The organism is Aquabacterium sp. (genome assembly GCF_034003525.1).
Taxonomy (GTDB): domain Bacteria; phylum Pseudomonadota; class Gammaproteobacteria; order Burkholderiales; family Burkholderiaceae_C; genus Aquabacterium.
Window position 1 is genome coordinate 1 of the sequence record NZ_JAVEYN010000036.1, and the last position, 23747, is coordinate 23747.

Below are 23747 nucleotides of genomic sequence, written 5' to 3' on the forward strand. Positions count from 1 at the left end.
ATGCTCGCCACGGTGCTCCAGGACCATGCGCACTGCGCGTTCGCGCACCTCAGGTGAAAACTTCGGGGACTTCTTCATGGCTCCATTCTCCAGGGTTGGAGCCTCCGCGAAACCCGGGGCGCTTCACCTCACGCAGTCGTGACGCCATAGTGGCCAGGTCAAAACTGTAGGAAAGGAATGACATGGACACCCTCGATATGCACACAGCGACAGTCGTTATCCGGGCTTGCCAAGACGAACAAAACCCAACTACCCAAGCGGAGGCGCAGAGAAAGCGCGATGAGTGGCTGAGCCAGATACAGGCGGGCTGGCTTGAAGCGTCTGAGCCAGTCGCTCAAGTCTTGGCATCAAGCGGCGCTCAGTGAGCGTCGGTGTCGTGCCAACGTCATGCTGCATTCAATGCCGGCCAGAAGGCAACACCAGCCATAAAAAAAGGGAGCCAAGCTCCCTTTTTTGCCTTCGCGTGCGTCGCCCAGTTAGGCGGCCTTCTTGCGCTTTTCAATGTCGTGATCGACCTCATCAGCCTTTTGGGCATGATGCTCCATCACTTCCTTCAAGCCTTCAGGGGCAAACCGTTGAAGGATGTCGCGCATCAACGGCTGGTAGCCAACGCCGTGATGATTGGCAATCAGCTTGTAGGCGTCGATCAACTCCTTAGGCAAGCGAATGGAAATCGCTTGCATACCCAAGCTGGAATCAATGGCTGCCTCTAGATCAACCGAGACGGCGCGTACATGGTCCTCGCTAGCGCCCAAAGCGCGGGATTCCCATGCTTCATCGGTGCTTTCAAGTCTGTCCTGTGCCTTCGTCATCGTTGCTTCTCCTAGAGTCACCGCCCATGGCGGTCATAAATTGCAAGTTCCACGGGGTTCGGTTCGTACGCAGTGCGTAAATGAACTAGCCCGTCTTTAAAAATAAAAACAACCTTGAGTTGCCTGTCCTCATTGGTCGGAGCAATGAACCACATGGTGGCTGGGTCGCTTCGATGATCTTCCCGGGAGTCCTCCAGGAACAGGCCACACTTGTTTGCAAAGCACTGCTCAACCTCACGACGAGACACCTGGTGCTTGTCAGCCAGCTTATCGAGCGTCGCTTGTGAGATGAGCAAATTTTTCATAGGCGCAAGATGTTGGTTCGTTACTGTAGCACGCTGTATATACACGCATGTTAGGTTATTTCAATGGCCCCTATGCAGTGACAGCCCCGCCCGATGGGGGGTGGCACCAGGGAGAACCCCGCCGCGCACGATTCCGCAAGCGTCTACAGCACAGGCAAGGCCGCCCCACCAGATGAGGCGCAGCGCAAGCCAGCACCGGACCGAAAGCACCAGACAGCGTCAGCAGGGACGGAGGCCGGGCAGCCTCAGAGGGAAGGCAGGGAGAGAACACCTCTTATGAATGAATGTCCCTCTATCTCTTCTCTCTTATACGTCCCCACTTAGTCCCCACATCGTCCCCACATCGTCCCCACTTTGTCCCCACAGCCTCCAAACGCCTCCCGCCCTGTGTTCATCGGGCATGTGAGCCGTTCCGGCCATTTGTCCCCACGTCCCCACCGAAAATCATTCCCAAAATGCAGAAAGCGGCCCGATTGAGCCGCTTTCGCCTGGTGTGGGGCCAGCCGTCAGGCCGTCTTGAAGGGGATCACGTCTGCCCCTCGGGCCAGCTTCGCCAGGTGCTCACCCCACCACTGCATTAGCTTGGTGCGCTCGGGCAACCAGTTGGCCCGGTTGTAGGCCGCCCGCACGCCGTCCCGCTCTTCATGGGCCAACTGCTTCTCGATCACATCCGAATTCCACCCCGCCTCATTGGCACAGGTCGAAAACAGCGTGCGGAAGCCGTGGGCGGTCGCCATGCCCTTGTAGCCCATGCGGGCTAGAGCACTGTTCAGGGTGCCGTCACTGATTGGCTTTCCGGGGTAATAGGGCGACGGGAACAGCAGCCCCTTTGCATCCTCAGCGGGCAGGATGCTGGACAGCAGCTCTAGGGTCTGTGATGAGAGGGGCACCAGGTGCTCCGTTTTCATCTTCATGCGCTCAGCGGGGATGCGCCACAGCGCCCGCGCCTGGTCGAACTCTTCCCAGCGCGCCCCCCCTCAGCTCACCAGGTCGCACGGCTGTCAGCACCAGGAGCTGCAAGGCTGCCTTTGTGGCTGGCTCCCCCTGGTACTCCCCCAGGAGCCGCAGGAACTGGGGCGTCTCGCGCTCAGACAGCGCCGCCCGGTGTCTCACGATCTGGCGCTTGAGGATTTCGGCTGGTTTGAGGGAGTACGTGGGGTCCGTGTCCGTCAGCTCATGGGCCACCGCGTACCGATACACCGCCTTGATGCGCTGGAACACCCGCCCCGCCGTCTCTCTTGCGCCGCCCGCCTCGATGCCCTGCACCAGCTCACGCACGTCAGCAGGCCGCACGCCGGACACAGGCAAGCGCCCGAAGGCCGGAAACACGTGATTGACCAGGGAGGCCCTCACCGCTGCATGGGTGCCCTCATCCCAGGTGGGGGCGCTCTTGTCCAGCCAGGCCAAGGCCACGGCCTCAAAGGTGCGCAGACTCGCCGCCTTCTTGGCCGCCTTGTCAGACTTGCGCGCTTCGCTCGGGTCAACGCCCTCCCCCAGCATCTTGCGGGCCTGGTCGCGCCGCTCCCGCGCCTCTTTCAATCCCACGTCAGGGTAGGTGCCCAGGCTGACGCGCTTTTCCTTGCCGTCCACCCGGTACTTGAGCCGCCACCACTTGCCGCCGCTGGGGGCCACTTCCAGGTAGAGCCCGCCGCCGTCAAACAGCTTCACGGCCTTTTGGGCTGGCTTGGCATTGCGCACGGCTGTATCGGTCAGGGGCATGGGGGCAACTCCAAATGGGGGCAACTCAGATGCCCCCAATGTTGCCCCCACGCTGCACCGGCTGTCAACGCACCACCCCGGACACGCACGGACGAAAAAAAGCCCTAGAGCGTTGATTTCTCTAGGGCTTTCTGTTTCCGTGGACTTCCGAGAAAATCCGTAAATGTGCGGGTATGGTCCCCCAGCCTGGAATCGAACCAAGATTTGCCCCTTAGGAGGGGGCTGTCTTATCCATTAGACGACTGGGAGAGACCAGCCGGCGATTTTACTATGCGAGCGCGTCGGGCGAGATGCGCAGTTCATCGACGGTATAGCCTTCCCGCGTGAGGGCTTCTTTCAGCCACTGCGGCTGCACGCCCTCCCCGTCCCACGTTTGCTGGGTCAAGGGGTGACGGTATTTGGGGCCCTTTGGCGCGGCCGGCGGTGGGGGTGCAGGGGCGCGCGGTGCCTGCGGCCCCATGTCCAGTTCATCGGCGGTGATCTGCCAAAAGTCCACCAGTTTGCGGATGGCGCGCACCACGGCTTCTTGTTCGGGAGTCAGCATGTGCATGTTCTACAACGGCCCACTATGATGCCCGATCCAGGGCCTGACTTTGCGTGACGGTTTAGCGACAAAACGGCACCCGGCACAGGTTGCATCCAGCATTACTGCGCATTTTTGATGCTCTGCAGCATGGCACGATGCAATAAGGTCACACCAAACCCAGGGTTAACGAGACAATGCGGGAAATTTAACAATCCCCAATAGTCGTGTCTGACGCCAGACACAGGAGTCGTTCATGCGCCTGAACCTGCCCGTTCTCGACGAAGAGTACCCCTTCCCTGAGGGCGAGTCACTGGTCTCGACCACCGATCTCAAAGGCAAGATCCTCTACTGCAACCCCGCCTTCATCCGGGTCAGCGGTTACGCGCGCGAGCAGTTGCTGGGCCAACCCCACAACCTGATCCGCCACCCCGACATGCCCGCAGAGGCCTACCGCGACATGTGGGCCACGATCCAAAGTGGTCAGCCTTGGTCCGCACTGGTCAAGAACCGTCGTGCCGATGGGCGCTACTACTGGGTGCAGGCCAACGTCACCCCACTGCTCGAGAACGGCCAACCCACCGGCTACATGTCGGTGCGCACCAAGCCCAGCCGCGACGACGTCGATGGCGCCACCCGCCTGTACGCCCGCATGCGTGCCGAGGCCGAGTCCGGTCACTTGGTCCACACCCTGCACAACGGCCAGGTCCGCAAGAACACCCTCACTGGCCGCATCGTTCAGGCCTTCCAGCTGGAGATGGCCAATCGCCTCACGCTGGGCGTCATGGTGCTGGTGACCTTGGCCCTGGGCGTTGGGGTCGGGGTGGCCGGAGGCGATCTCGGCACCGGTGGCTGGGCCGCCTTGGCCATGACGTGGTTGATCAGCCTGGCGCTGGCCAAGCAGCTGTTTGCCCGTGTGGCCACCCAGCCCTTGGGCGAGCTGCTGAAGATGGCCAACACCCTGGCCGGGGCAGACCTGTCGGTGTCCATCACCAGCCAGCGAGGCGGCGGCATGGGCAAGCTCGCGCGCGCCCTCAACCAGCTCAAGGTGAACCTGGCCACCACCGTGCAGGATGCCCGCACCGAGGTGGATCAGATGAACGTCGCAACGCAGGAGATCGCCTCCGGCAACCACGACCTGTCCTCACGCACAGAGTCCCAGGCCGCCGACCTGCAGCAAACCGCGGCGTCGATGGAACAGATCACCAGCACGGCCCGCCAGAACGCGGCCACGGCCGAGCAAGCCGCCGGGATCGCGCGTCAAACCACGCAGATCACCCAGCGCAGCGGCGCTGCCGTCGATGACCTGACCCGCACCATGCACGCGATCGAAGAGTCGTCCAAGCGCATCCACGACATCATCCAGGTGATCGACTCCATCGCCTTCCAGACCAACATCCTGGCGCTGAACGCTGCGGTGGAAGCCGCACGTGCCGGCGAACAAGGCCGCGGCTTCGCCGTGGTGGCCTCGGAAGTGCGTGCACTGTCCCAACGCACCGCCGCAGCGGCACGCGAGGTCAAACAACTCATCACCGACTCGTCAGACAAGGTCAAGGCCGGCAGCGCGCTCTCGGACTCCGTGCAGAGCACGATGAAAGAGGCGCTGGGCTCGGTCTCCGAAGTGGTCCACCTGGTCGACACCATCAGCCACGGCGTCACCGAGCAACTGCAAGGCATTTCGCAGATCAACCATGCCGTCTCGCATCTCGATGGCATCACCCAGCAGAACGCCGCGGCGGTCGAGCAGATTGCCGCTGCGTCCAGCTCGCTGGCTGACCGCGCCAAGGTCGTGTCGGACTCGGTTCAGGTGTTCAAGGTCTGAGCATCCCCCCCGGGCAGATACGGGCAGACGACAGGGCACGAGCTCGCTAGACTATGGCCGCCTTGTCTGAGAGCTTCCCATGAAAATTGCCCTGCTGTCCGATCTTCACGCCAACCGGCAGGCCGTCGAGGCGGTCTGGCAGCATGCGCAGGAACAGGGTTTTGACCTGCTGGTCATGCTCGGCGACTATGTGGACTACGGCGCCGACCCGGTCTGGGTGGTGGAGTTTGCGCAGGCGCGCGAAGCCGAGGGCGCTGTGCTGGTGCGTGGCAACCACGACGATGCGCTGAGCGCCGAGACCACCAGCAAGATGTCGGCGCACGTGGCGCCTTCGCTGGAATGGACCTTCGCGCAGCTGAGCCAGGCCCAGCGTGACTGGCTCACCGCCCTGCCCCTGACGGCCGAGGTGGGTCCCTGCCTGATGGCCCACGCCAATGCCCACGACCCCGCGCACTGGGAGTACCTGCAAGGGCGCTCCGAAGCCTCGCGCAGCCTGATGGCCAGCTCCCAGCCCTTCGTGTTTTGCGGGCATGTGCATCAGCAATGCCTCTACCACCTCTCCAACCTGGGCAAATCGGGCGAGTTCATCCCGGTCGACGGAGTGCCCATCAGCCTGTCGCCCGCCCGCCGCTGGCTGGCCATTCCGGGCTCGGTGGGCCAGCCGCGTGACGGTAACCCGGCGGCCTGCTACGCCACCTTCGACACCGGCAGCGCCACCCTCACCTTCCACCGCGTGCCTTACGACCACGACACCGCTGCGCAGCGCATCCTCGATGCCGGTCTGCCGGCCAGCTTTGCGCAAAGGCTGATCCATGGTCGATGAAGCCAACGGCGGCGGCCTGGAGCCCGGCGCGATCGTCGACAACTACCGGCTCAAGGAACGCCTGCACCTGGGCGGCATGGCCAGTTTGTGGGACGTGGAGCGGCTGGACGGCCCGAGCGATCTGCCCCTGATCATGAAGATACCCCGCATCAAGGGCGGGGAGGATCCGGCCACCATCGTCGGCTTCGAGGTGGAGCAGATGGTGATGCCCATGCTGCAAGGGCCGCATGTGCCGCGCTTCGTCGCCAAGGGTGACTTCACGCGCCGGCCCTACATCGTGATGGAGCACATCCCTGGGCACTCGCTGCGCCCCCGGTTGGACGAGGCGCCGCTGCCCATCTCCGAGGTGGCCGACATTGGCCAGAAGGTGGCCTTGGCCCTGCACGCGCTGCACAAGCAGCATGTGGTGCACCTGGACGTCAAACCCAGCAACATCCTGTTCCGCCCTTCTGGCGAGGCCGTGTTCGTGGACTTTGGCCTGTCACGCCACGACCACCTGCCCGACCTGCTGGAAGAAGAGTTCGAGTTGCCCATGGGCACCGGCCCCTATATCTCGCCCGAGCAGGTGCAATTCGTGCGCAACGACCCCCGCAGCGACCTGTTCGCGCTGGGGGTCATGCTGTATCACTTGACCACGGGCGAGCGCCCGTTTGGCCAGCCGACCACCGTGGCCGGCCTGCGCAAACGTCTGTACACCGACCCGATTCCGCCCCGCGTGCACCGGGCGGACACGCCGCCATGGCTGCAAGAGGTGATCCTGCGCTGCCTGGAAGTGGACCCGAACGAGCGCTACCAGAGCGCCGCGCAACTGGCGCTGGACCTGCAGCATCCCGAGCAGATCGCCCTGACGGCGCGCGCTCAGAAGATGGGCACGCAAAGCCGCCTGGACACCTTCAAGCGCTGGTTCAAGGCCGTGGGGGCCGAGCCCAAGGCGGACACCACTGCGGGTCAGCACGTGGAGCGCTGCCCCATCATCATGGTGGCCATCGGGGTGAAGAACAGCACGCCCGAACTCGACAAGAAGCTGCTGGGCACGGTGCGCCGCATCATGCAGACCGAAACCCGCGCCCGCCTGGCGTGCGTCAGCGTGATGAAGACCAATCGCATCGCGATGGACACCCTCACCGATGCCGAAGGCAACAGTCTGCACGTGCAGCAGCTGGTGCACATCAAGCACTGGGCCCGCCCCCTGCAGCAGCAACTGGGGCTGGACGAACAGCGTCTGACCTTCCATGTGCTGGAGGCGCCGGACACCGCTGCAGCCATCGTGGAGTTCGCCGCCAAGAACCAGGTCGACCACATCGTGATGGGGGCGCGCGGCAACTCGGCGCTGCGGCGTTACCTGGGCAGCGTCAGCGCGCAGGTGGTGGCCGAAGCGGATTGCTCGGTCACCGTGGTGCGGGTGTAATCGCCGTCAAGCCAGCGCCTGCACCTTGAACACCTTCTGGAAGGCGTCCACCGCCTTGCCCTTGCGGGCGCGCTTGCCCACATGGGCCACGTAGGCCGAGTTGCGCACATCCTCTTCCTTGGGCTTGGCCCCACGGGTGGTGCCAATCACACGCACACCGTTGTGGCAGCTCGCCACCGAAATCAGCGGTGCCTTCTGGGCGTCCACATCCATCAGCGTCAGGCCACGCCCGCCGTTCGACTGCAGCTTCAACTCGTCCAGACCGAACACCAGCATGCGCCCGTCCTCGCTCAGGCAGGCCACCTGGGTGTGTGCAGGCTGCACCAGCACAGGGGGCAACACTTTGTCGCTCTCATCCAGGGTCTGGAAGCCCTTGCCGCCCTTCTGGCGCGTCACCAGGTCGCCCAGCTTGGCCAGCAAGCCAAAGCCGCCGCTGTTGGCCAGCAGCACCGTCTGGTCCACCTGGCCGGCCAGATAGTGCAGCGGCTGCGTGCCCGATTCCAGCTCGATCATGGTCGTGATGGGCTGGCCATCTCCGCGCGCGCCCGGCAAGGCGCTCACCGGCACGCTGTACACGCGTCCGTTGCTGCCGATGACGATGAGCGGGTCCACCGTGCGGCACTCGAACGTGCCGTACAGCCCGTCGCCGGCCTTGAACGCGAACCCTGCCGGGTCGTGGCCGTGCCCGGTACGCGCACGCACCCAGCCCTTTTCGCTGATGACCACGGTCACTGGCTCGTCGAGCACTTTTACCTCGGCCACGGCGCGCTTTTCGGCCTGGATCAGGGTGCGGCGCTCGTCGCCATACTGCTTGGCGTCGGCCTCGATTTCCTTGACCACGGTGCGCTTGAGCACGCCGGGGTTGTTGAGGATGTCTTCCAGCTTGGCCTGCTCGGCACGCAGCTCGGACAGCTCCTGCTCGATCTTGATGGCTTCCAGCCGCGCCAATTGACGCAGACGGATTTCCAGGATGTCCTCGGCCTGGCGGTCGGACAGCTTGAAACGCTCGATCAGCGCGGCCTTGGGCTCGTCGCTGTTGCGGATGATGGCAATCACCTCGTCGATGTTCAGCAAGACGAGCTGACGGCCTTCAAGGATGTGGATGCGGTCCATCACCTTGCCCAGGCGGTGCTGGGTGCGGCGGGTGACGGTCTCCATGCGGAAGCCGATCCACTCGCTCAAGATCTGGCGCAGGCTCTTTTGCGTGGGCTTGCCGTCCGAGCCGATCATGGTCATGTTGATCGGGGCCGAGCTTTCCAGGCTGGTGTGGGCCAGCAAGGTGGTGATCAGCTCCTGCTGCGCCACGGTGCGGGTCTTGGGCTCGAACACCAGACGTACCGGGGCGTCCTTGCTCGACTCATCGCGCACTGCGTCCAACACCGACAGCACAGTGGCCTTGAGCAGGTTCTGCTCGGCGGTCAGCGCCTTCTTGCCGGACTTGATCTTCGGGTTGGTCAGCTCTTCGATCTCTTCGAGCACCTTTTGCGAGCTGGTGCCATGCGGCAACTCGGTCACCACCAGCTGCCACTGGCCGCGCGCCAGGTCTTCAATCTTCCAGCGAGCGCGCACCTTCAGGCTGCCCCGGCCGCTGCGGTAGGCGTCCTGGATGTCCTGGGCGCTGGAGATGATCTGGCCGCCACCGGGGAAGTCCGGACCCTGGATGAGGTCGAACAGCTCGGTGTCGGGCAGGTGCTCGTTCTTGATCAGGGCCACGGCAGCCGAGGCCACCTCGCGCAGGTTGTGGCTGGGGATCTCGGTGGCCAGGCCCACGGCAATGCCGCTGGCGCCGTTGAGCAGCACAAAGGGCAGGCGCGCCGGCAACTGGCGCGGCTCTTCGGTCGAGCCATCGTAGTTGGGCACGAAGTCCACCGTGCCCATGTCGATTTCGTCGAGCAGCAGGCGGGAAATCGGCGTCAGGCGGGCTTCCGTGTAACGCATCGCGGCCGCGCCGTCGCCATCGCGTGAGCCGAAGTTGCCTTGGCCGTCCACCAGCGGGTAGCGCAGCGCGAAGTCCTGCGCCATGCGCACCATGGCGTCGTAGGCAGCCGTGTCGCCGTGCGGGTGGTAGCGGCCCAGCACGTCACCGACCACGCGGGCGCTCTTGACCGGCTTGGCCCCGTTGGCGCCACTGAAGCCCAGGCCCATGCGCTCCATCGCGTACAGGATGCGGCGCTGCACGGGCTTTTGGCCGTCGCACACATCGGGCAAGGCGCGGCCCTTGACCACGCTCAGAGCGTATTCCAGATAGGCACGCTCGGCGTAATGGGCCAGGGTCAGCGATGGGCTGCCATCGTCGTCACGGGGTGGGTTGAAGTCGATCGTTTGCTGGGACATCGTCGCTTTGGCAGGTTCCACAAGGTGGAACGAAGTGTAGGGGCTGGATGGGCGCACAGTGTCACCCGGTCAATGCACATGATTTTGCCGCATCCCCCTGGCGTCTTCGCCGCACCTGTTGCGCCGCCCGACGCCGGTGCGCCCCTGCTTGTCATGGCTTTGCATCGATTCAAGCCCGTACCCTGCGGCATGCGACGTGCGGCCTTGCCTATCCTCGGCGCCATGACGTACAGCGTGGTGTGGTTCAAGCGTGACCTCAGGGCGGTGGATCACCGGGCCCTGAGCGAGGCCGCGCAGCGCGGGCCGCTGCTGTGCCTGTACGTGTTCGAGCCCAGCCTGTGGGCGCAGCCCGATGCCGCCGCACAGCACCACGCCTTCATCGTGGAAAGCTTGCGCGATCTGGGGCGTGAGTTGCGTCTGCTTGGCGCGCGGCTGAACGTGGTCACCGGCGAAGTGGTGGACGTGCTGCAGCGGCTGCACACATTGGCGCCGTTCGCGCGGCTCTGTACCCACGAAGAAACGGGCAACGATGCCAGCTACCAGCGCGACAAGGCCGTGGCGCGGTGGTGTCGCACCCACAACGTACATTGGCAGGAATGGCCCCAGTTTGGCGTGGTCAGGCGCCTGAAAAGCCGCAACACCTGGCAAACCCATTGGGAAGCCCACATGGCAAACAACCTGCTGCCAGCGCCAGCCCTGCAGGACGTGCCCCTGCCCTGGAGCGAACCAGCACCGCCCACCGCCCTGACGCTGGGATTGCCCGATGAGACGCCGCCCCGACGCCAGCCAGGTGGTCGCCATGAGGGCCTGGCCGTGCTGCAAGACTTCCTGACCGATCGGTGTGGGCAGTACCGTGGTGGGATCTCCTCGCCGCTGTCGGCCCCCAGCGCCTGCTCGCGTCTGTCACCGTATCTGGCCTACGGCTGTCTGAGCATGCGCGAGGTGGTGCAGGCCACCCGCCGCCAGATCCATACCTTGCCAGACAGCGCCAGCCGTCAACGGGCCGGGTTGCAGGCCTTCGTCAGCCGGCTGTATTGGCATTGCCACTTCATCCAGAAGCTGGAGTCCGAGCCGGAGCTGGAGTGGCGCAACCTGCACCGCGGCTACGACGGCCTGCGCGAGGACGATTGGAACGAGGCGCACTTTCAGGCGCTGGTGCAAGCCCGCACCGGCTGGCCGCTGGTGGACGCCTGCGTGACCATGCTGCGTCACACCGGCTGGATGAACTTCCGCATGCGGGCCATGCTGGTGTCGGTGGCGGCCTATCCGCTGTGGCTGCACTGGCGCCCGGTGGGCCTGTGGCTGGCGCGTCAATTTCTGGACTACGAGCCGGGCATTCACTGGAGCCAGATGCAGATGCAATCGGGCACGACAGGCATCAACACCACACGGGTTTACAACCCGATCAAGCAGGCGCACGACCAGGATCCGCACGGGCACTTCGTGCGTCGCTGGCTGCCTTACATGCGCAAGGTGCCCCAGACCTGGTTGTTCGAACCCTGGCGCATGCCCACAGACGTGCAGGCGCGCTGCAGGGTACAGGTTGGGGTGGACATCCCGGTGCCCGTGGTGGAGCTGGAATCGGCCACGCGAGCGGCCAAGGCGCGCCTGCACAGCCTGCGTGAGCAACCAGATGTGAAAGCGGGCAAGGCGGCCATCGTGGCACGGCATGGCTCGCGCAAACGGCCTGCAGGGCGCACCAGTACGCGGGGTAACGCCTCCCGCACCGCGGCGCCGCCTGAAGCCACCCAACTGGCCCTGGAGTTCTGAATGCGCATGCGCAAAAAAACCGAGCTACCGACCAAGGTGTGCGCCTGCTGTCAGCGGCCCTTTGCCTGGCGCAAGAAGTGGGCGCAGGTGTGGGACGAGGTCAAATACTGCTCAGACCGCTGTCGCCACAGCCGCACGCCGCTCACTTCGGCAGGGACAGCGTCACCGTCAGCCCCTGAGCCGACGCAAAGCGCAAGGTCCCCCCATGCAACTCGGCCACGCGCGATGCGATAGACAGGCCCAAGCCTGAGCCCGAACGGGTGTGATCGCCCCGGGCGAATCGGCGTCCCAGGTGCGACAACATGTCGTCCGGCACCCCAGGGCCTGTGTCCTGGACGACCACACAGACCTCATCGGCCATCTCGCTGACGGTGACGTGGGCCTGCCCGCCAAGGGGCGTGAACTTCAGTGCGTTGCCCAGCACGTTGCGCACCGCCAGACTCAGCCATTGCGGCTGAGCGCCGACCCGGCATGGCTGGTCTGGCGCATCCAGGGACAAGGCCACATCGGCCTGCACGGACATCAAAGCCAAGTCGGCCATTTCCTGACGGACCAGCTCTGCCACATCCAGCGCGGGCTGCCAGCCCGGCCAGGCCGCACGCGCGGCGCGGTCCAGTCGGCCGTCCAGATGGTGATCCAGACGCGCCAGCGCCAGCAGCTGCTCGGTCAGCGTGTTGGCGCGCGTCAGCCCCGCGCGGGCCTGCTTCAGCGCGGTGTCCCGCTGGGTGTCGTCTACGGCACCTTGCGCCACTTCAATCTGCGCCATGGCCGCAGCCAGGGGCGTGCGCAGCTCGTGCGAGGCATCGGCCGTGAACTGCCGCTCCAGGGACAAGGCCCGGTCCAGGCGGACCAGCAAGGCATTGATTTCATTGAGCAGCGGGGTCACCTCACGAGGCACCTCACCGGTGTCGATGGGGGACATGTCCTGGTCCTGGCGCTGCGAGACCTGCCGCCCCACTTCCTTCAAAGGCCTCAAGCCCCGGCGCACCGCCCAACTCACCACGAACACCAGCGCCAGCGCCGTCACCAGAGACGGCAAGATCAAGCCCAGCGCCATGCCGCGGGCCAACTCGTCACGCTCGGTCATGGCGCGTGCCACCGCGGTCCATTCGTCGTGAACATGGTCGTGGTGCCACAGCACCCGCCACGACGTGCCCTGCAGCTGCTGCAGGCTCAAGCTGTCCGGCTCGCTGGCGTCTTCGTTCTCATGGCTCGGCCGGGTGGCAAACGACAAGGCAGGCGCCAGGGGGCTTCGATACAGCAGTTCACCCTGACTGCCCCAGCGCAGCACCGACAAAGGGGGTTCGTCATCGTCATGGTCGTGGCTGACGGCCAGCTCCAGCGCCTTCTGCAGAGCGGGCACCGACATGCGCAAGTAGGGCTGAGCCACCTCATCGAGCTGACGGGCGTCGATCTCATCGACCTCCCGCAGCACCGACACATAGGCGGTGAAAGCCATGAGCAGCCAGATCGGGATCAAGACGGCCAGCAGCAGCCGCGTGAGCCGATCACGCAAGGAACGCATCAGGCTTCTCCCACCGGGTTGAGCATGTAGCCCACGCCGCGCATGGTCTTGATCCAGTCTGAACCCAGCTTGCGCCTCAGTTGGTAGATGTAGACCTCGATGGCGTTGCTGGAAACGTCGTCGTCCCAGGCATACAAGGACTCGATCAGCTGTGCCTGCGAGTAAGGTCGCCCGGGCTGGCTGATCAGCTTGGCCAGCACGTTGAACTCCCGGGACGACAGATCCACCGGCTCACCATGCAAGGTCACCACCCGACGTGCCGGGTCCAGCACCAGCGCGCCACACGTGAACACGGGGCTGGCTTGACCCAGCGCCCGGCGCACCCGCGCCCGAATGCGGGCCCCCAGCTCGTCCAGCGCCACGGGCTTGACCAGGTAATCATCGGCTCCGACATCGAGGCCGGTAATCCGATCGGTCAGGGCATCGCGGGCGGTTAGCAAGAGCACCGGGGTCGTGTCACGTCGTGCTCTCAGGCGCTGCAGCAGCTCCACGCCCGTCAAACCCGGCAGTTGCCAGTCCAGTACCACACAGTCATAACGATGGGCGAGCAAGGCCGCCTCGGCTTCGTCGCCCCGCTGCAGCCAGTCCACGGCGTAGCCCTGCTGGATCAACCCCTGCTGCAGGCCATCGCCCAACAAGACATCATCTTCGACCAGCAAGACCCGCATAGCTTGGAGAGCGCAAACCCTTCAGTGACAGACCCTCGTGATGGTACGCCCAGGCGGCGCCCTGGTACCAGCTGATGGCGTCGGCCACCTGCGAGGAGCTCATCGGTGCGGCACGACCTCGGTCCTCGCCATCGGCGACCTGGGTGGTTTGCACACCCCCTCGCGAATCCAGTCGCACCAAGGCATGGTCGGTCAGGTAGCCCAGGTCCTGGTAGGTGCTGATGAAGGCGCGCTCACGACCCGGTTCCAGATCGAACAGGTCATAGCCCAGGAAACGGCTCTCGTATTTGAAGTGCAGCAGGCCCAGCAGGGTCGGCGCGATGTCGATCTGGCTGGCCAGGCGGTCGACCTTGGCCGGCGTGATGTGACCGGGCGCGTAGATGAGGGCCGGGATGTGATAGCGCTCGACCGGCAGGTCGGTCTTGCCCGCGCTGGAGGCGCAGTGGTCGGCCACGATGACGAACACCGTGTCCTTGAACCAAGGCTTTTGAGCCGCGCGGTCCAGGAAATTGCCAATCGCCCAGTCGGTGTACTTCACCCCGCCTTCGCGGCTCTTGTGCGAAGGGATGTCGATGCGCCCTTCCGGATAGGTGTAGGGCCGGTGGTTGGACGTCGTCATCACGTGCATGAACGAGGGCTTGCCCCGCGCATAGGACGCATCGGCCTCCTGCAATGCCTGGGTAAACAGGTCTTCGTCGGCCACACCCCAGATGTTTTCATGGTGAATGCGCTCGGCCGGAATCGCCATGCGGTCCACCACCTGGTAGTGATTGGCGCTGAAAAACGCGTTCATGTTGTCAAAGTAGCCATAGCCGCCGTACACATAGCGGGTGTCATAGCCCTTGGACGCGAACACGCTGCCCAGCGAGAACAGGTCCGCATTGCCCGGCCGCTTCACGATGGACTGGCCCGGTGTAGGCGGCAGGGACAGCGACAAGGCCTCCAACCCCCGCACCGTGCGTGTCCCCGTGGCGTACAGGCGAGTGAACAGCAGACCTTGCTCGGCCAAGGCGTCCAGACGTGGCGTCAGCCCACGTTGATTGCCGAAATGCGCCAGATAGTCCGCCGACAGGCTCTCCACCGAGATCATCACCACGTTCAGGTGTTTCTCCGGCTGCCCATCGTCCACGATGCGGGTCAGGTCCATCGGGTCGTTGGACGCCAGGCGCGCGTGGGGCGTGGGCAGCTGCTTGCGCAGACGGGCCATGGCCTCCGGCGAGGGCAGGCTTTGGTAGAAATGTTCGTAGTCCAGTTCGTTGTGGCGCAACGCCGAGAAGAACTCATAGACGCCATCGCCGCTCAAGGCATTCACATAGCGGTTGCTCGACTGCTCCTTCCAGTGGCCATCGACCACCGCATGGGCCATGCTCACGGCGCCCACCACCGCCACCGGCAGCCCCCAGCGCGCCCAGCGTGACACGCCGTGATCCGGCCGAGGGAGCAGCGCCCGGCGCCCCCGCCACACCAAGGCCGTGGCCACCAAGGCCAGCGCCGACAGGATCACCCCCACGGGGTAGGACTCGCGGATGTTGCCAATCACCTCATGGGTGTAGAGCAGGTAGTCCACCGCGATGAAGTTGAAGCGTGAGCCGAACTCATCCCAGAAGATCCACTCCGAGATGCCGATGAACAGCATCAGCACCACCCAGACGACCATGCCCAAGCCCATCGCGATGCGAAAGCCCCGCCGCGCCAGCCACTTCGACGGCACCACCGCCAGAAACAGCATCAAGGGCATCAACAAGCTGGCGCCGGCCACTAGGTCATAGACCAGGCCCACGCCGAACACACGTGCTGCCAGCACAGGCGTCCAGGGTGCCTGGCCTCCTGTTTTGAGCCACAGCGCGGCCCGCAGCACCGCCCCCAGCACCACAAACAAGGCCAGCAGAGACACATAGCTGTGCCAGCGGCCCCACTTCAAGGGCGAATACACCTGTTTCATCAGATCCACGCAAAATGTCCAAGACTCGGCATTGCATCAATCTCAGCTGAGGCGAATCTGAAGACTTGATCAAACCGGCCAATACACTTTTTGGCATGAGCACGTTGCGACTGATCCTGGGCGACCAACTCAACCCTGGCCACAGCTGGTTCGGTGAGGTAAGACCCGATGTGGTCTATGTGCTGATGGAAATCCATCCTGAGATGGCCTATGTGCTGCACCACGCCCAGAAAATCCTGGCCATCGTGGCCGGCATGCGTGACTTTGCCCGGCAACTCAAGGCAGACGGCCACCGCGTGCGCTACGTGGCCCTGGACGATCCGTCCAACCGCCAATCGCTGCCCGACAACCTCGACGCCCTGGTGCGCCACTACGGCGCCACGCACTTCGAGTACCAGGAGCCCGACGAATGGCGGCTGGACCAGCAGCTGCACACCTGGGCGCAAGACGCCGAATGTCGCCATGGCCTGAGCTGCCAGCGCGTCAGCAGCGAGCACTTCTATACCGAGCGTGATGAAGCTGCCGCCCTCTTCGCCAGCCGCAAGCAGTGGCTGATGGAGCACTTTTACCGCCAGATGCGGATTCAGCACCACGTGCTGCTGGACGCGGACAATCCCAAGCGCCCCGCTGGCGGCCAGTGGAACTTCGACCCCGACAACCGCAAAGCCTGGAAAGGCTCTCCCCCTTTGCCTGCGGACTGGCGCACCCCGCACGACCACCGTGCGCTCTGGCAAACCTTGTGCGACGCGGGCGTGCATTCCTTTGGCGACCCTCAGTCGGATCAGCTCGCCTGGCCCCTGAACCGACAGGAAGCCCTGCAGCACCTGGACGCCTTCATCACCCAGGCCCTGCCCCATTTTGGCAACTACCAGGATGCGCTCACCGAGCACGGCTGGCGCCTCTTCCACTCCCTGCTGTCCTTCGCGCTCAACACCAAGATGCTGAACCCTCGCGAAGTCGTGGCCCGGGCCGAGCAAGCCTGGCTGGACGGCCACGCGCCCCTGCCTGCCGTCGAAGGCTTCATCCGCCAGATCCTGGGCTGGCGCGAATATGTGCGCGGCGTCTACTGGGCTCACATGCCCGGCTACGTCACCCACAACGCCCTGGGCCATACGCTGCCCCTGCCAGAATGGTTCTGGACCGGCCAGACACGCATGGCCTGCCTGTCCCACGCCATCGGCCAGTCACTCACCCATGCCTACGCCCACCACATCCAGCGGCTGATGGTAATCGGCAACTTTGCGCTGCTGGCCGGTCTCTCCCCCCAGTCGGTGCACCAGTGGTACCTGGGCGTCTACATCGACGCCTTCGAATGGGTCGAGCTGCCCAACACCCTGGGCATGAGCCAGTTTGCCGACGGCGGCCTGCTCGCCACCAAGCCCTATGTGTCCAGCGCCAGCTACCTGCACCGCATGGGCGACCATTGCCAACGCTGCCACTACCGGCACCAGGACCGGATCGGGCCCCAGGCTTGTCCCTTCAATGCCCTTTACTGGGACTTCCATCTACGCCATGCTGACAAACTGCAACGCAACCCGCGCATCGGCATGGTCTATAAAAATCTGAACAAGATGGACGCCGACACCATTGATGCCATCCAGGCTCAGGCCTGTGACCTGCGCGCTCGACTGAACGCCCTATGACCCCATCCTCTGCCGCTCCGCCCGACACCACCCTGATCGACCGCTTGTGTCAGCAACGGCAGGCCCGCCTCATCGAAACCCACATCTCCTGGGTGCTGCTCGACGGCCACGAAGCCTGGAAAATCAAGAAGCCGCTGCACCTGCCCTTTCTCGACGCCAGCACGCTGCCCCTTCGCCAACAGCTGTGCGACGAGGAGTTGCGGCTCAACCGCCGCCTGGCCCCGTCGCTCTACCTGGAAGTCACCCCCATCACCGGCACACCCGGTGCCCCTGTGCTGGGTGGCAGCGGCCCGGTGATCGACTATGCGGTCCACATGCGCCAGTTTCCCGACGGCGCCTTGCTCAGCGTGCTCGTCACGTCCCATCGGGAACCGGTCGAGGTGCAGCCCGCCACATCGCCCTCAACCATCTCACCAGCGCCCTCTCGCTCGCCACTGCCCGAGCAGCTCAACGATTTCGCCCAGCGCCTCGCCGCCTTCCATCGCGAAGCTGACGTCGCCTCTGCCAGCACCCCCTACGGCAGCCCCCAGTTGGTCGAGCAAACCACCCGCGATGTGCTGCGCAACTTGGCCGACATCGGTGATGAGGTCCTCAGCGCACCTTTCACCCGGTGGCTGGACGACAACGCTCCCCAGCTGCGCCCCCTGTGGGCCCAGCGCCAGGCGCAGGGCCGCATCGTCGAAGGCCATGGCGACCTGCATCTCGCCAACGTGGTCCTGCTTGACGGAACCCTCACCGCGTTTGACTGCATCGAGTTCGACCCCGGCCTGCGCTGGGGCGATCCGCTCAGCGACGTCGCCTTCCTGGTCATGGACCTGATGGCGCACCAGTGCGCGGATCTTGCCTTCCGCTTCCTCAATGCCTACCTCGACGCCAGCGGCGACCATGCAGGCCTGCCCGTGCTGCGCCACTACCTCGTCTACCGGGCCTTGGTGCGCGCCCTCGTCGCACGCATCAAGGCGGGCAAGGGGCAGGCGCCAGTCGGCCCGGACTATCTGGCGCTGGCTCACAGCCTCATCGCGCCCACCTCACCCAGGCTGCTCATCACCCACGGGGTGTCAGGTTCCGGCAAAACGTATCTCACCCAAGGACTGCTGGCACACGCCGGCGCCGTTCGACTGCGCTCGGACGTGGAGCGCAAAAGGCTGTTTGGCTCGTCGCCCCAGCTCTACAGCGCCGAGCGCACCCAGGCCACGTACACCCACCTGTGCGATCTTGCCCAGTTGAGCCTGCAAGCAGGCTGGCACACCATCGTTGACGCTACGTTCCTGGATGGGGAAGAGCGCGAGCGCTTCCGGCACCTGGCCTCCAGCCATTGCGCGCCCTTCGCCATCCTGCATTGCGAGGCGCCCCACGCCACGCTGGAAGCGCGCGTCACGGCCCGGCAGCAGGCCGCCCAAGATGCATCCGATGCCAATGTGGCCGTGCTGGCCCAACAGCTACAACGCGACACCGCGCTGAACCCGGAAGAGTCACCTCACACCCTGCAAGCCGACACCACCCAGCCCGACTGGGCTCAGCGGCTCGCTCACCAGTGGCTGACGCTGGACACACGTATGCTCTGAGAAGGCCCAACGACGTCAAACGTCGATTTCCACCTCGTTGCCGTGCAACTCCATCAGCTCACGGCGTGAGGCCGCTTCGCCCTTGCCCATCAGCTTGGTGAACGAATCGGCCGTGGCGTCGAAACCCGGCTCGCCATAGGCCACCGGCAGCAGACGGCGCGTCTCCGGGTTCAGCGTGGTGTCCCACAGCTGCTCGGCATTCATCTCGCCCAGGCCCTTGAAGCGGCTGATCGTCCAGCTGCCCTCGCGGCAACCTTCCTTGCGCAGCTTGTCCAAGATGGCCGTCAGCTCGCCCTCGTCCAGCGCATACAGCTTGGCCGCGGGCTTCTTGCCTCGCGCTGGCGCATCGACCCGGTACAGCGGCGGGCGGGCGATGTAGATGTGCCCCGTCTCGATCAATTTCGGGAAGTGACGGAAGAACAGCGTCAGCAACAGCACCTGGATGTGCGAGCCGTCCACGTCCGCGTCCGACAGGATGCAGACCTTGCCGTAGCGCAGCCCGCTCAGGTCAGGCTCATCGTTCGGCCCGTGCGGGTCCACCCCGATCGCCACCGAGATGTCGTGGATTTCGTTGTTCTTGAACAGCAGGTCGCGCTCCACCTCCCAGGCATTGAGCACCTTGCCGCGCAGCGGCAGCACCGCCTGCGTTTCCTTGTCGCGCCCCATCTTGGCGCTGCCCCCGGCCGAGTCCCCTTCCACCAGGAAGACTTCGTTCAGGCTGATGTCACGGCTCTCGCAGTCGGTCAGCTTGCCCGGCAGCACCGCCACGCCCGAACCCTTCTTCTTCTCGACCTTCTGGCCCGCACGCTGGCGCGCCTGCGCCTGCTTGATCACCAGCTCGGCCAGCTTCTTGCCGTACTCCACATGCTGGCTCAGCCACAGCTCCAGGCTGGGTTTGACATAGGTGCTCACCAGGCGCAAGGCATCGCGGCTGTTCAAGCGCTCCTTGGTCTGCCCTTGAAACTGCGGGTCCAGCACCTTGGCGCTCAACACGAAGCTGGCGCGGGAAAACACGTCATCGGGCATCAGCTTCACACCCTTGGGCATCAGCGAATGCATCTCGATGAAGCTCTTGACCGCCTGGAACAGCCCATCCTTCAAGCCGGACTCGTGCGTACCGCCCGCCACCGTGGGGATCAGGTTGACATAGCTCTCGCGCATCGGCGAGCCTTCTTCGGTGAAGGCCACACACCAGGCCGCGCCTTCGCCTTCGGCAAAGTTCTCGGTCTCGCTGCCACTGGCGTACTGCTCGCCCTCGAAAAGCGGAATCAGCGGATCGGCCGACAGGGTCTGCGTCAGGTAGTCCCGCAAGCCGCCCTTGTACAGCCAGGTCTGCACCTCACCGGTTTTCTCGTTCGTCAGGGTGATCGTCACCCCCGGCATCAGCACCGCCTTGCTGCGCAGCATGTGCACCAGCTCGCCCTTGGGCAACTCGGCGCTTTCAAAATACTTCGCGTCGGGCCAGGCGCGCACCGTCGTACCGTTCTTGCGATCCCCCGACGCGGCAGGCCGCACCGTCACCGGCTCGATCACGTCGCCACCACTGAAAGCCAGCGTCGCCACCTGCTTGTCACGGCACACCGTCACCTGCAAGCGGGTGGACAGCGCATTCGTCACGCTCACGCCCACGCCGTGCAAGCCACCCGAGAAGCTGTACGCCCCGCCGGAGCCCTTGTCGAACTTGCCGCCCGCGTGCAGGCGCGTGAAAACGATCTCGACCACGCTGACGCCCTCTTCGGGGTGCAGGCCAAAGGGAATGCCCCGGCCATCGTCTTCCACGCTGATCGAGCCATCGGTGTGCTGCGTCACGGCAATGCGTTTGCCAAACCCCGCCAGCGCCTCGTCGGCTGCGTTGTCGATCACCTCCTGGATGATGTGCAGGGGGTTATCGGTCCGGGTGTACATGCCCGGACGCTGCTTGACGGGCTCCAGGCCCTTGAGAACACGGATGGAGCCCTCGCCGTATTCGGCGTTGGGCTGACTGGAAGATTTGGCGGCAGGCTTCGAAGACATGGTGCAATTCTACGAACGAACCGCACCCACAACCGCGCCAACTTTGGGCCTCACTGGAAGTAGGCCATCATGCGCTCCAGCGCCATCGTCAGCGGCACCTCCATCATGGGCAGCGTCAGCCACAAGCCCGTGAAGCCCACCGTCAGGGTGATCGGGAAACCGATGGTGAACACGTTCATCTGCGGCGCCACCCGGGCAATCAGGCCCAACACCATGTTGACCAGCAGCAGCATGGACACCACCGGCAGCGCCACCCACAGGCCAAGCTTGAAGATCTCGGCGCCCCACACCTGCGGCTTGACCTGGTTCAGGAAAGCCAGCGGCTCGGGCGACACCGGAAACGCGTGGAAGCTCTGCAGCACCGCCCCGGTGAGCAGCAAATGCCCGTTCATCACCACAAACAGCCACAGCGCCGTGGTGCCCAGGAAGCGGCTGGCCCCATTGGCCTGCCCGCCCATCATCGGGTCGAAGAAGCTGGCAAAACTCAAGCCCATCTGCAGACCAATGATCTCACCGGCGAACTCGATGGCGGCGAACACCACCCGTGCGGCAAAGCCCATCGTCAGGCCAATCAGCACCTGCTGCACGATCACCATCACCGCCTGAGGCGAGTTGATGGCGATGTCCGGCATGGGCGGCAGGCTGGGCTGCGCACAGATCACGATCAAGATGGCCAGCGACAGGCGCACCCGGCGCGGAATGCTCTTTTGCGACAGCACCGGGGCCGTCGTGAAAATGCCGGCGACCCGGAAAAACGCCCACAGCCAGGGCGTGATCCAGGCCAGTACCTGCGCTTCCGTGAAGCTGACCACTCAGCCCACCACGTTCGGGATCGACATCAGCACTTCGCGGATGTAGTCCACCATCGTCGACAACATCCACGGACCGGCCAGCCCCAGCGTGGCGAACGCCGCCAGCAGCTTGGGCACGAACGACAGCGTCGCTTCGTGAATCTGGGTGGCCGCCTGGAAGATGGACACCACCAGGCCCACCGCCAGCACCACCAGCACGATCGGACCGCACACCATCAGCAGCGTCAGCAAGCCGCCGCCGGCAATGGTCAGTACCTGTTGGGAATCCATGCGTGCCTCCCTACTGCACGAAGCTCGCGGCCAGCGAACCCAGCAACAGGTTCCAGCCATCGGCCAGCACGAACAGCATCAGCTTGAACGGCAAGGCCACCATCACCGGCGAGAGCATCATCATCCCCAGGCTCATCAGCACACTGGCCACGATCATGTCGATCACCAGGAAGGGAATGAAGATCAGAAACCCGATCTGGAAGGCCGACTTCAGCTCACTGGTCACAAACGCCGGCACCAGCACGCGCAAGGGCACGGTCTCGGGCGTGACCTGACCTTCCAGCTTGGCCAGACGCGTGAACAGCCCCAGGTCGGACTGGCGCGTCTGCTTGAGCATGAAGGAGCGCATCGGCCCCTGGCCGCGCTCCAGGGCCTCGTTGAACGAGATCTGGTTGGCCGCGAAAGGCTCGTAGGCCTCCTTGTAGACCTTGTCCAACGTCGGCCCCATCACGAACATCGTCAGGAACAGCGACAGACCGATGATGACCTGGTTGGGCGGCGACGAGGCCGTGCCCAAGGCCTGGCGCATCAGGCTCAGCACGATCACAATGCGGGTGAAGCCCGTCATCATCAACAGCAAAGCCGGCAAGAAGCTCAGCGCCGTGAAAAACAACAGCGTCTGGATGGGCACCGAGTAGCTGTTACCGCCCCCCTGGCCCACCATCAGCGGCAGCCCGGCAGCGGTCGGCGCGGTGGCCGTCTGGGCCATCACCACAGTCCCCAGCCCTGCCAAGCCCAGGGCCACGCCCCACTTGGCGCATTGGACGCTCTTTGCCCACGTCATCGTGCGCGCCTTCATCATTGAGGCTCCTGACGCTTGGCGAGCTTGCTGCGCAACAGCGACGCGAACTGGGGCGGCAGCCCCGCCGCCTCGCCCGGCGCCACCGGCGCGCTCATGGGCGCCATGCTGTGCAAGGTGTTGATCTGCTGCGAGGTCACCCCCAACACCAGCCAGGTGCGGGACTCGCCCTCGCCAACCTCCACAGTAACGATGCGCTGCCCGGGGCCCAGATTCACATTGCCAACCGTGCGCACCGGTGCCACGCCGCCGCCCAGCGCGCCCTGGGCCAGGCCCGAACGCTTGAGCAGCCAGAGGCTGACCGGGATCAACGCCACGATCACCACAAACCAAACAATCAACAAACCCGTCGATGCCATGTCCATCTTGCGTGTCCGTGATCCGCGTTCAGTTGCCGCGGCTCAGGCGACGCATGCGCTCCGAGGGCGTGACGATGTCGGTCAAGCGGATACCGAACTTGTCGTTGACCACCACCACTTCGCCCTGAGCGATCAGGAAGCCGTTGACCAGCACGTCCATCGGCTCACCGGCCAGCGCGTCCAACTCCACCACCGAACCCTGCGCCAACTGCAGGATGTTCTTGATGGGGATGCGCGTGCGCCCCAACTCCACCGTCAGCTGCACGGGAATGTCGAGGATCATGTTGATGTCGTTGCCCGCCGGCATCGCCGGAGCCGACGCACCAAAATTGGCGAACGCCGCTGGCGTGGCCTGATGCACCGGGTCGCTCACTTCGCTGGCAGCGGCGCTGAACGGGTCCGAGGCCATCCCTGCCGAAGACGAAGTGGCCTGCTGAGCCAGCGCGGCCTCCCATTCGGCGGCCATCGCGTCCTGCTCGGCATCGGCGCCAGGGGACGAGAACTCTGCGGGGTCAGACATTTTGATCTCCAATCCAGCCCTTGTGGCCAGACGTCAACAATTGGTTCACACGAAGGGCGTACTTGCCGTTGGACGTGCCGTAATAGCTGTCAAACACCGGCACCCCATCCACCTT

At 64.6% G+C, this 23747-nt stretch carries 22 protein-coding genes and 1 tRNA gene; 7 read left to right on the top strand and 16 right to left on the bottom strand.

The window, feature by feature from the left end:
- Positions 1–476: 476 nt before the first annotated feature.
- The 6 genes from RBT42_RS15130 to RBT42_RS15155 form a co-directional block, all read right to left on the bottom strand.
- Positions 477–812, bottom strand: a complete 336-nt coding sequence (locus RBT42_RS15130; RefSeq protein WP_320366602.1) for a CopG family antitoxin — start codon at positions 810–812, stop codon at positions 477–479.
- Between the two features lie 17 nt (positions 813–829).
- Complete coding sequence (locus RBT42_RS15135) at positions 830–1117, bottom strand: ADP-ribosyl-(dinitrogen reductase) hydrolase (protein ID WP_320366604.1); 288 nt, start codon at positions 1115–1117, stop codon at positions 830–832.
- A 506-nt stretch (positions 1118–1623) separates the two neighbouring features.
- Positions 1624–2031 (bottom strand): site-specific integrase, encoded by a 408-nt coding sequence (locus RBT42_RS15140; protein ID WP_320366606.1) that lies wholly within the window; start codon positions 2029–2031, stop codon positions 1624–1626.
- Positions 2032–2035: 4 nt separating this feature from the next.
- The gene (locus tag RBT42_RS15145; RefSeq protein WP_320366608.1) at positions 2036–2836 is read right to left on the bottom strand and encodes a tyrosine-type recombinase/integrase; all 801 of its coding nucleotides are present in this window, start codon (positions 2834–2836) and stop codon (positions 2036–2038) included.
- Between the two features lie 174 nt (positions 2837–3010).
- A tRNA-Arg gene (locus RBT42_RS15150) sits at positions 3011–3085 on the bottom strand.
- Positions 3086–3104: 19 nt separating this feature from the next.
- Positions 3105–3380, bottom strand: a complete 276-nt coding sequence (locus RBT42_RS15155; RefSeq protein WP_320366610.1) for an H-NS histone family protein — start codon at positions 3378–3380, stop codon at positions 3105–3107.
- A 235-nt stretch (positions 3381–3615) separates the two neighbouring features.
- On the opposite strand from RBT42_RS15155, the gene RBT42_RS15160 reads away from it, so the two are divergent.
- The 3 genes from RBT42_RS15160 (at position 3616) to RBT42_RS15170 (ending at position 7412) form a co-directional block, all read left to right on the top strand.
- Entirely contained in the window at positions 3616–5181 is a 1566-nt protein-coding gene (locus RBT42_RS15160) for a methyl-accepting chemotaxis protein (protein WP_320366612.1), read from the top strand.
- 79 nt (positions 5182–5260) lie between these two features.
- The gene (locus RBT42_RS15165) at positions 5261–6004 is read left to right on the top strand and encodes a metallophosphoesterase family protein (RefSeq protein WP_320366614.1); all 744 of its coding nucleotides are present in this window, start codon (positions 5261–5263) and stop codon (positions 6002–6004) included.
- On the top strand, positions 5994–7412 hold the full coding sequence (locus RBT42_RS15170; RefSeq protein ID WP_320366616.1) for a bifunctional serine/threonine-protein kinase/universal stress protein: 1419 nt from the start codon (positions 5994–5996) through the stop codon (positions 7410–7412). The genes RBT42_RS15165 and RBT42_RS15170 overlap by 11 nt, the downstream gene beginning before the upstream one ends.
- Positions 7413–7418: 6 nt before the next feature.
- On the opposite strand, the gene parC is transcribed toward RBT42_RS15170, so the two are convergent.
- A complete protein-coding gene (gene parC / locus RBT42_RS15175; RefSeq protein WP_320366618.1) occupies positions 7419–9746 on the bottom strand; it encodes a DNA topoisomerase IV subunit A in 2328 nt (775 codons plus the stop codon).
- A 222-nt stretch (positions 9747–9968) separates the two neighbouring features.
- Between parC and RBT42_RS15180 the strand changes: the two genes are divergently transcribed.
- Together RBT42_RS15180 and RBT42_RS16540 are read left to right on the top strand one after the other, a co-directional pair.
- Positions 9969–11516 carry an FAD-binding domain-containing protein gene (locus RBT42_RS15180; protein WP_320366629.1) on the top strand — a complete coding sequence of 516 codons (1548 nt, stop codon included), beginning with the start codon at positions 9969–9971 and terminating at the stop codon, positions 11514–11516.
- A 6-nt stretch (positions 11517–11522) separates the two neighbouring features.
- On the top strand, positions 11523–11750 hold the full coding sequence (locus RBT42_RS16540; protein WP_413785909.1) for a DUF2256 domain-containing protein: 228 nt from the start codon (positions 11523–11525) through the stop codon (positions 11748–11750).
- On the opposite strand, the gene RBT42_RS15190 is transcribed toward RBT42_RS16540, so the two are convergent.
- Genes RBT42_RS15190 through RBT42_RS15200 form a run of 3 tightly spaced genes read right to left on the bottom strand, consistent with a single transcriptional unit; the run spans position 11659 to position 15651 of the window.
- Positions 11659–13041: an ATP-binding protein gene (locus RBT42_RS15190; protein WP_320366620.1), complete on the bottom strand. Its 1383-nt coding sequence runs from the start codon at positions 13039–13041 to the stop codon at positions 11659–11661. The genes RBT42_RS16540 and RBT42_RS15190 overlap by 92 nt on opposite strands.
- Complete coding sequence (locus RBT42_RS15195; RefSeq protein ID WP_320366622.1) at positions 13041–13709, bottom strand: response regulator transcription factor; 669 nt, start codon at positions 13707–13709, stop codon at positions 13041–13043. Before RBT42_RS15195 ends, RBT42_RS15190 begins: the two co-directional genes overlap by 1 nt.
- Complete coding sequence (locus tag RBT42_RS15200) at positions 13684–15651, bottom strand: LTA synthase family protein (protein WP_320366630.1); 1968 nt, start codon at positions 15649–15651, stop codon at positions 13684–13686. The genes RBT42_RS15195 and RBT42_RS15200 overlap by 26 nt, the downstream gene beginning before the upstream one ends.
- 95 nt (positions 15652–15746) lie before the next feature.
- Between RBT42_RS15200 and RBT42_RS15205 the strand changes: the two genes are divergently transcribed.
- Both RBT42_RS15205 and RBT42_RS15210 read left to right on the top strand, forming a co-directional pair.
- Positions 15747–17294: a cryptochrome/photolyase family protein gene (locus RBT42_RS15205; protein WP_320366623.1), complete on the top strand. Its 1548-nt coding sequence runs from the start codon at positions 15747–15749 to the stop codon at positions 17292–17294.
- Positions 17291–18859, top strand: coding sequence for an AAA family ATPase (locus RBT42_RS15210; protein WP_320366624.1), 1569 nt, complete (start codon positions 17291–17293; stop codon positions 18857–18859). Before RBT42_RS15205 ends, RBT42_RS15210 begins: the two co-directional genes overlap by 4 nt.
- A gap of 15 nt (positions 18860–18874) precedes the next feature.
- On the opposite strand, the gene RBT42_RS15215 is transcribed toward RBT42_RS15210, so the two are convergent.
- The 6 genes from RBT42_RS15215 to fliN all read right to left on the bottom strand — a co-directional run bounded on the left by RBT42_RS15215 (position 18875) and on the right by fliN (position 23578).
- On the bottom strand, positions 18875–20872 hold the full coding sequence (locus RBT42_RS15215; RefSeq protein WP_320366625.1) for a DNA topoisomerase IV subunit B: 1998 nt from the start codon (positions 20870–20872) through the stop codon (positions 18875–18877).
- A 50-nt stretch (positions 20873–20922) separates the two neighbouring features.
- Positions 20923–21684, bottom strand: coding sequence for a flagellar biosynthetic protein FliR (gene fliR / locus RBT42_RS15220; protein WP_320366626.1), 762 nt, complete (start codon positions 21682–21684; stop codon positions 20923–20925).
- Positions 21685–21954 (bottom strand): flagellar biosynthesis protein FliQ, encoded by a 270-nt coding sequence (fliQ, locus tag RBT42_RS15225; protein WP_320366627.1) that lies wholly within the window; start codon positions 21952–21954, stop codon positions 21685–21687. It abuts the gene before it with no gap.
- 10 nt (positions 21955–21964) lie between these two features.
- Positions 21965–22663, bottom strand: a complete 699-nt coding sequence (gene fliP / locus RBT42_RS15230; protein ID WP_320366633.1) for a flagellar type III secretion system pore protein FliP — start codon at positions 22661–22663, stop codon at positions 21965–21967.
- An 89-nt stretch (positions 22664–22752) separates the two neighbouring features.
- The gene (locus RBT42_RS15235; protein ID WP_320366628.1) at positions 22753–23118 is read right to left on the bottom strand and encodes a flagellar biosynthetic protein FliO; all 366 of its coding nucleotides are present in this window, start codon (positions 23116–23118) and stop codon (positions 22753–22755) included.
- Positions 23119–23140: 22 nt separating this feature from the next.
- On the bottom strand, positions 23141–23578 hold the full coding sequence (gene fliN, locus RBT42_RS15240) for a flagellar motor switch protein FliN (RefSeq protein WP_320366635.1): 438 nt from the start codon (positions 23576–23578) through the stop codon (positions 23141–23143).
- Positions 23579–23747 lie beyond the last annotated feature (169 nt).

What these genes read in the sequence shown, in the direction of transcription:
- RBT42_RS15155 (WP_320366610.1), bottom strand. Translation starts at nt 3,380, where the DNA reads ATGCTGACTCCCGAACAAGAAGCCGTGGTGCGCGCCATCCGCAAACTG.
- RBT42_RS15210 (WP_320366624.1), top strand. Translation starts at nt 17,291, where the DNA reads ATGACCCCATCCTCTGCCGCTCCGCCCGACACCACCCTGATCGACCGC.
- parC (WP_320366618.1), bottom strand. Translation starts at nt 9,746, where the DNA reads ATGTCCCAGCAAACGATCGACTTCAACCCACCCCGTGACGACGATGGC.
- RBT42_RS15165 (WP_320366614.1), top strand. Translation starts at nt 5,261, where the DNA reads ATGAAAATTGCCCTGCTGTCCGATCTTCACGCCAACCGGCAGGCCGTC.
- fliQ (WP_320366627.1), bottom strand. Translation starts at nt 21,954, where the DNA reads ATGGATTCCCAACAGGTACTGACCATTGCCGGCGGCGGCTTGCTGACG.
- RBT42_RS15130 (WP_320366602.1), bottom strand. Translation starts at nt 812, where the DNA reads ATGACGAAGGCACAGGACAGACTTGAAAGCACCGATGAAGCATGGGAA.
- RBT42_RS15180 (WP_320366629.1), top strand. Translation starts at nt 9,969, where the DNA reads ATGACGTACAGCGTGGTGTGGTTCAAGCGTGACCTCAGGGCGGTGGAT.
- RBT42_RS15235 (WP_320366628.1), bottom strand. Translation starts at nt 23,118, where the DNA reads ATGGACATGGCATCGACGGGTTTGTTGATTGTTTGGTTTGTGGTGATC.
- RBT42_RS15160 (WP_320366612.1), top strand. Translation starts at nt 3,616, where the DNA reads ATGCGCCTGAACCTGCCCGTTCTCGACGAAGAGTACCCCTTCCCTGAG.
- fliP (WP_320366633.1), bottom strand. Translation starts at nt 22,663, where the DNA reads ATGGCCCAGACGGCCACCGCGCCGACCGCTGCCGGGCTGCCGCTGATG.
- RBT42_RS15170 (WP_320366616.1), top strand. Translation starts at nt 5,994, where the DNA reads ATGGTCGATGAAGCCAACGGCGGCGGCCTGGAGCCCGGCGCGATCGTC.
- fliN (WP_320366635.1), bottom strand. Translation starts at nt 23,578, where the DNA reads ATGGCCGCCGAATGGGAGGCCGCGCTGGCTCAGCAGGCCACTTCGTCT.
- RBT42_RS15215 (WP_320366625.1), bottom strand. Translation starts at nt 20,872, where the DNA reads ATGTCTTCGAAGCCTGCCGCCAAATCTTCCAGTCAGCCCAACGCCGAA.
- RBT42_RS15200 (WP_320366630.1), bottom strand. Translation starts at nt 15,651, where the DNA reads ATGAAACAGGTGTATTCGCCCTTGAAGTGGGGCCGCTGGCACAGCTAT.
- RBT42_RS15190 (WP_320366620.1), bottom strand. Translation starts at nt 13,041, where the DNA reads ATGCGTTCCTTGCGTGATCGGCTCACGCGGCTGCTGCTGGCCGTCTTG.
- RBT42_RS15145 (WP_320366608.1), bottom strand. Translation starts at nt 2,836, where the DNA reads ATGCCCCTGACCGATACAGCCGTGCGCAATGCCAAGCCAGCCCAAAAG.
- RBT42_RS15135 (WP_320366604.1), bottom strand. Translation starts at nt 1,117, where the DNA reads ATGAAAAATTTGCTCATCTCACAAGCGACGCTCGATAAGCTGGCTGAC.
- RBT42_RS15140 (WP_320366606.1), bottom strand. Translation starts at nt 2,031, where the DNA reads ATGAAGATGAAAACGGAGCACCTGGTGCCCCTCTCATCACAGACCCTA.
- RBT42_RS15195 (WP_320366622.1), bottom strand. Translation starts at nt 13,709, where the DNA reads ATGCGGGTCTTGCTGGTCGAAGATGATGTCTTGTTGGGCGATGGCCTG.
- RBT42_RS16540 (WP_413785909.1), top strand. Translation starts at nt 11,523, where the DNA reads ATGCGCAAAAAAACCGAGCTACCGACCAAGGTGTGCGCCTGCTGTCAG.
- RBT42_RS15205 (WP_320366623.1), top strand. Translation starts at nt 15,747, where the DNA reads ATGAGCACGTTGCGACTGATCCTGGGCGACCAACTCAACCCTGGCCAC.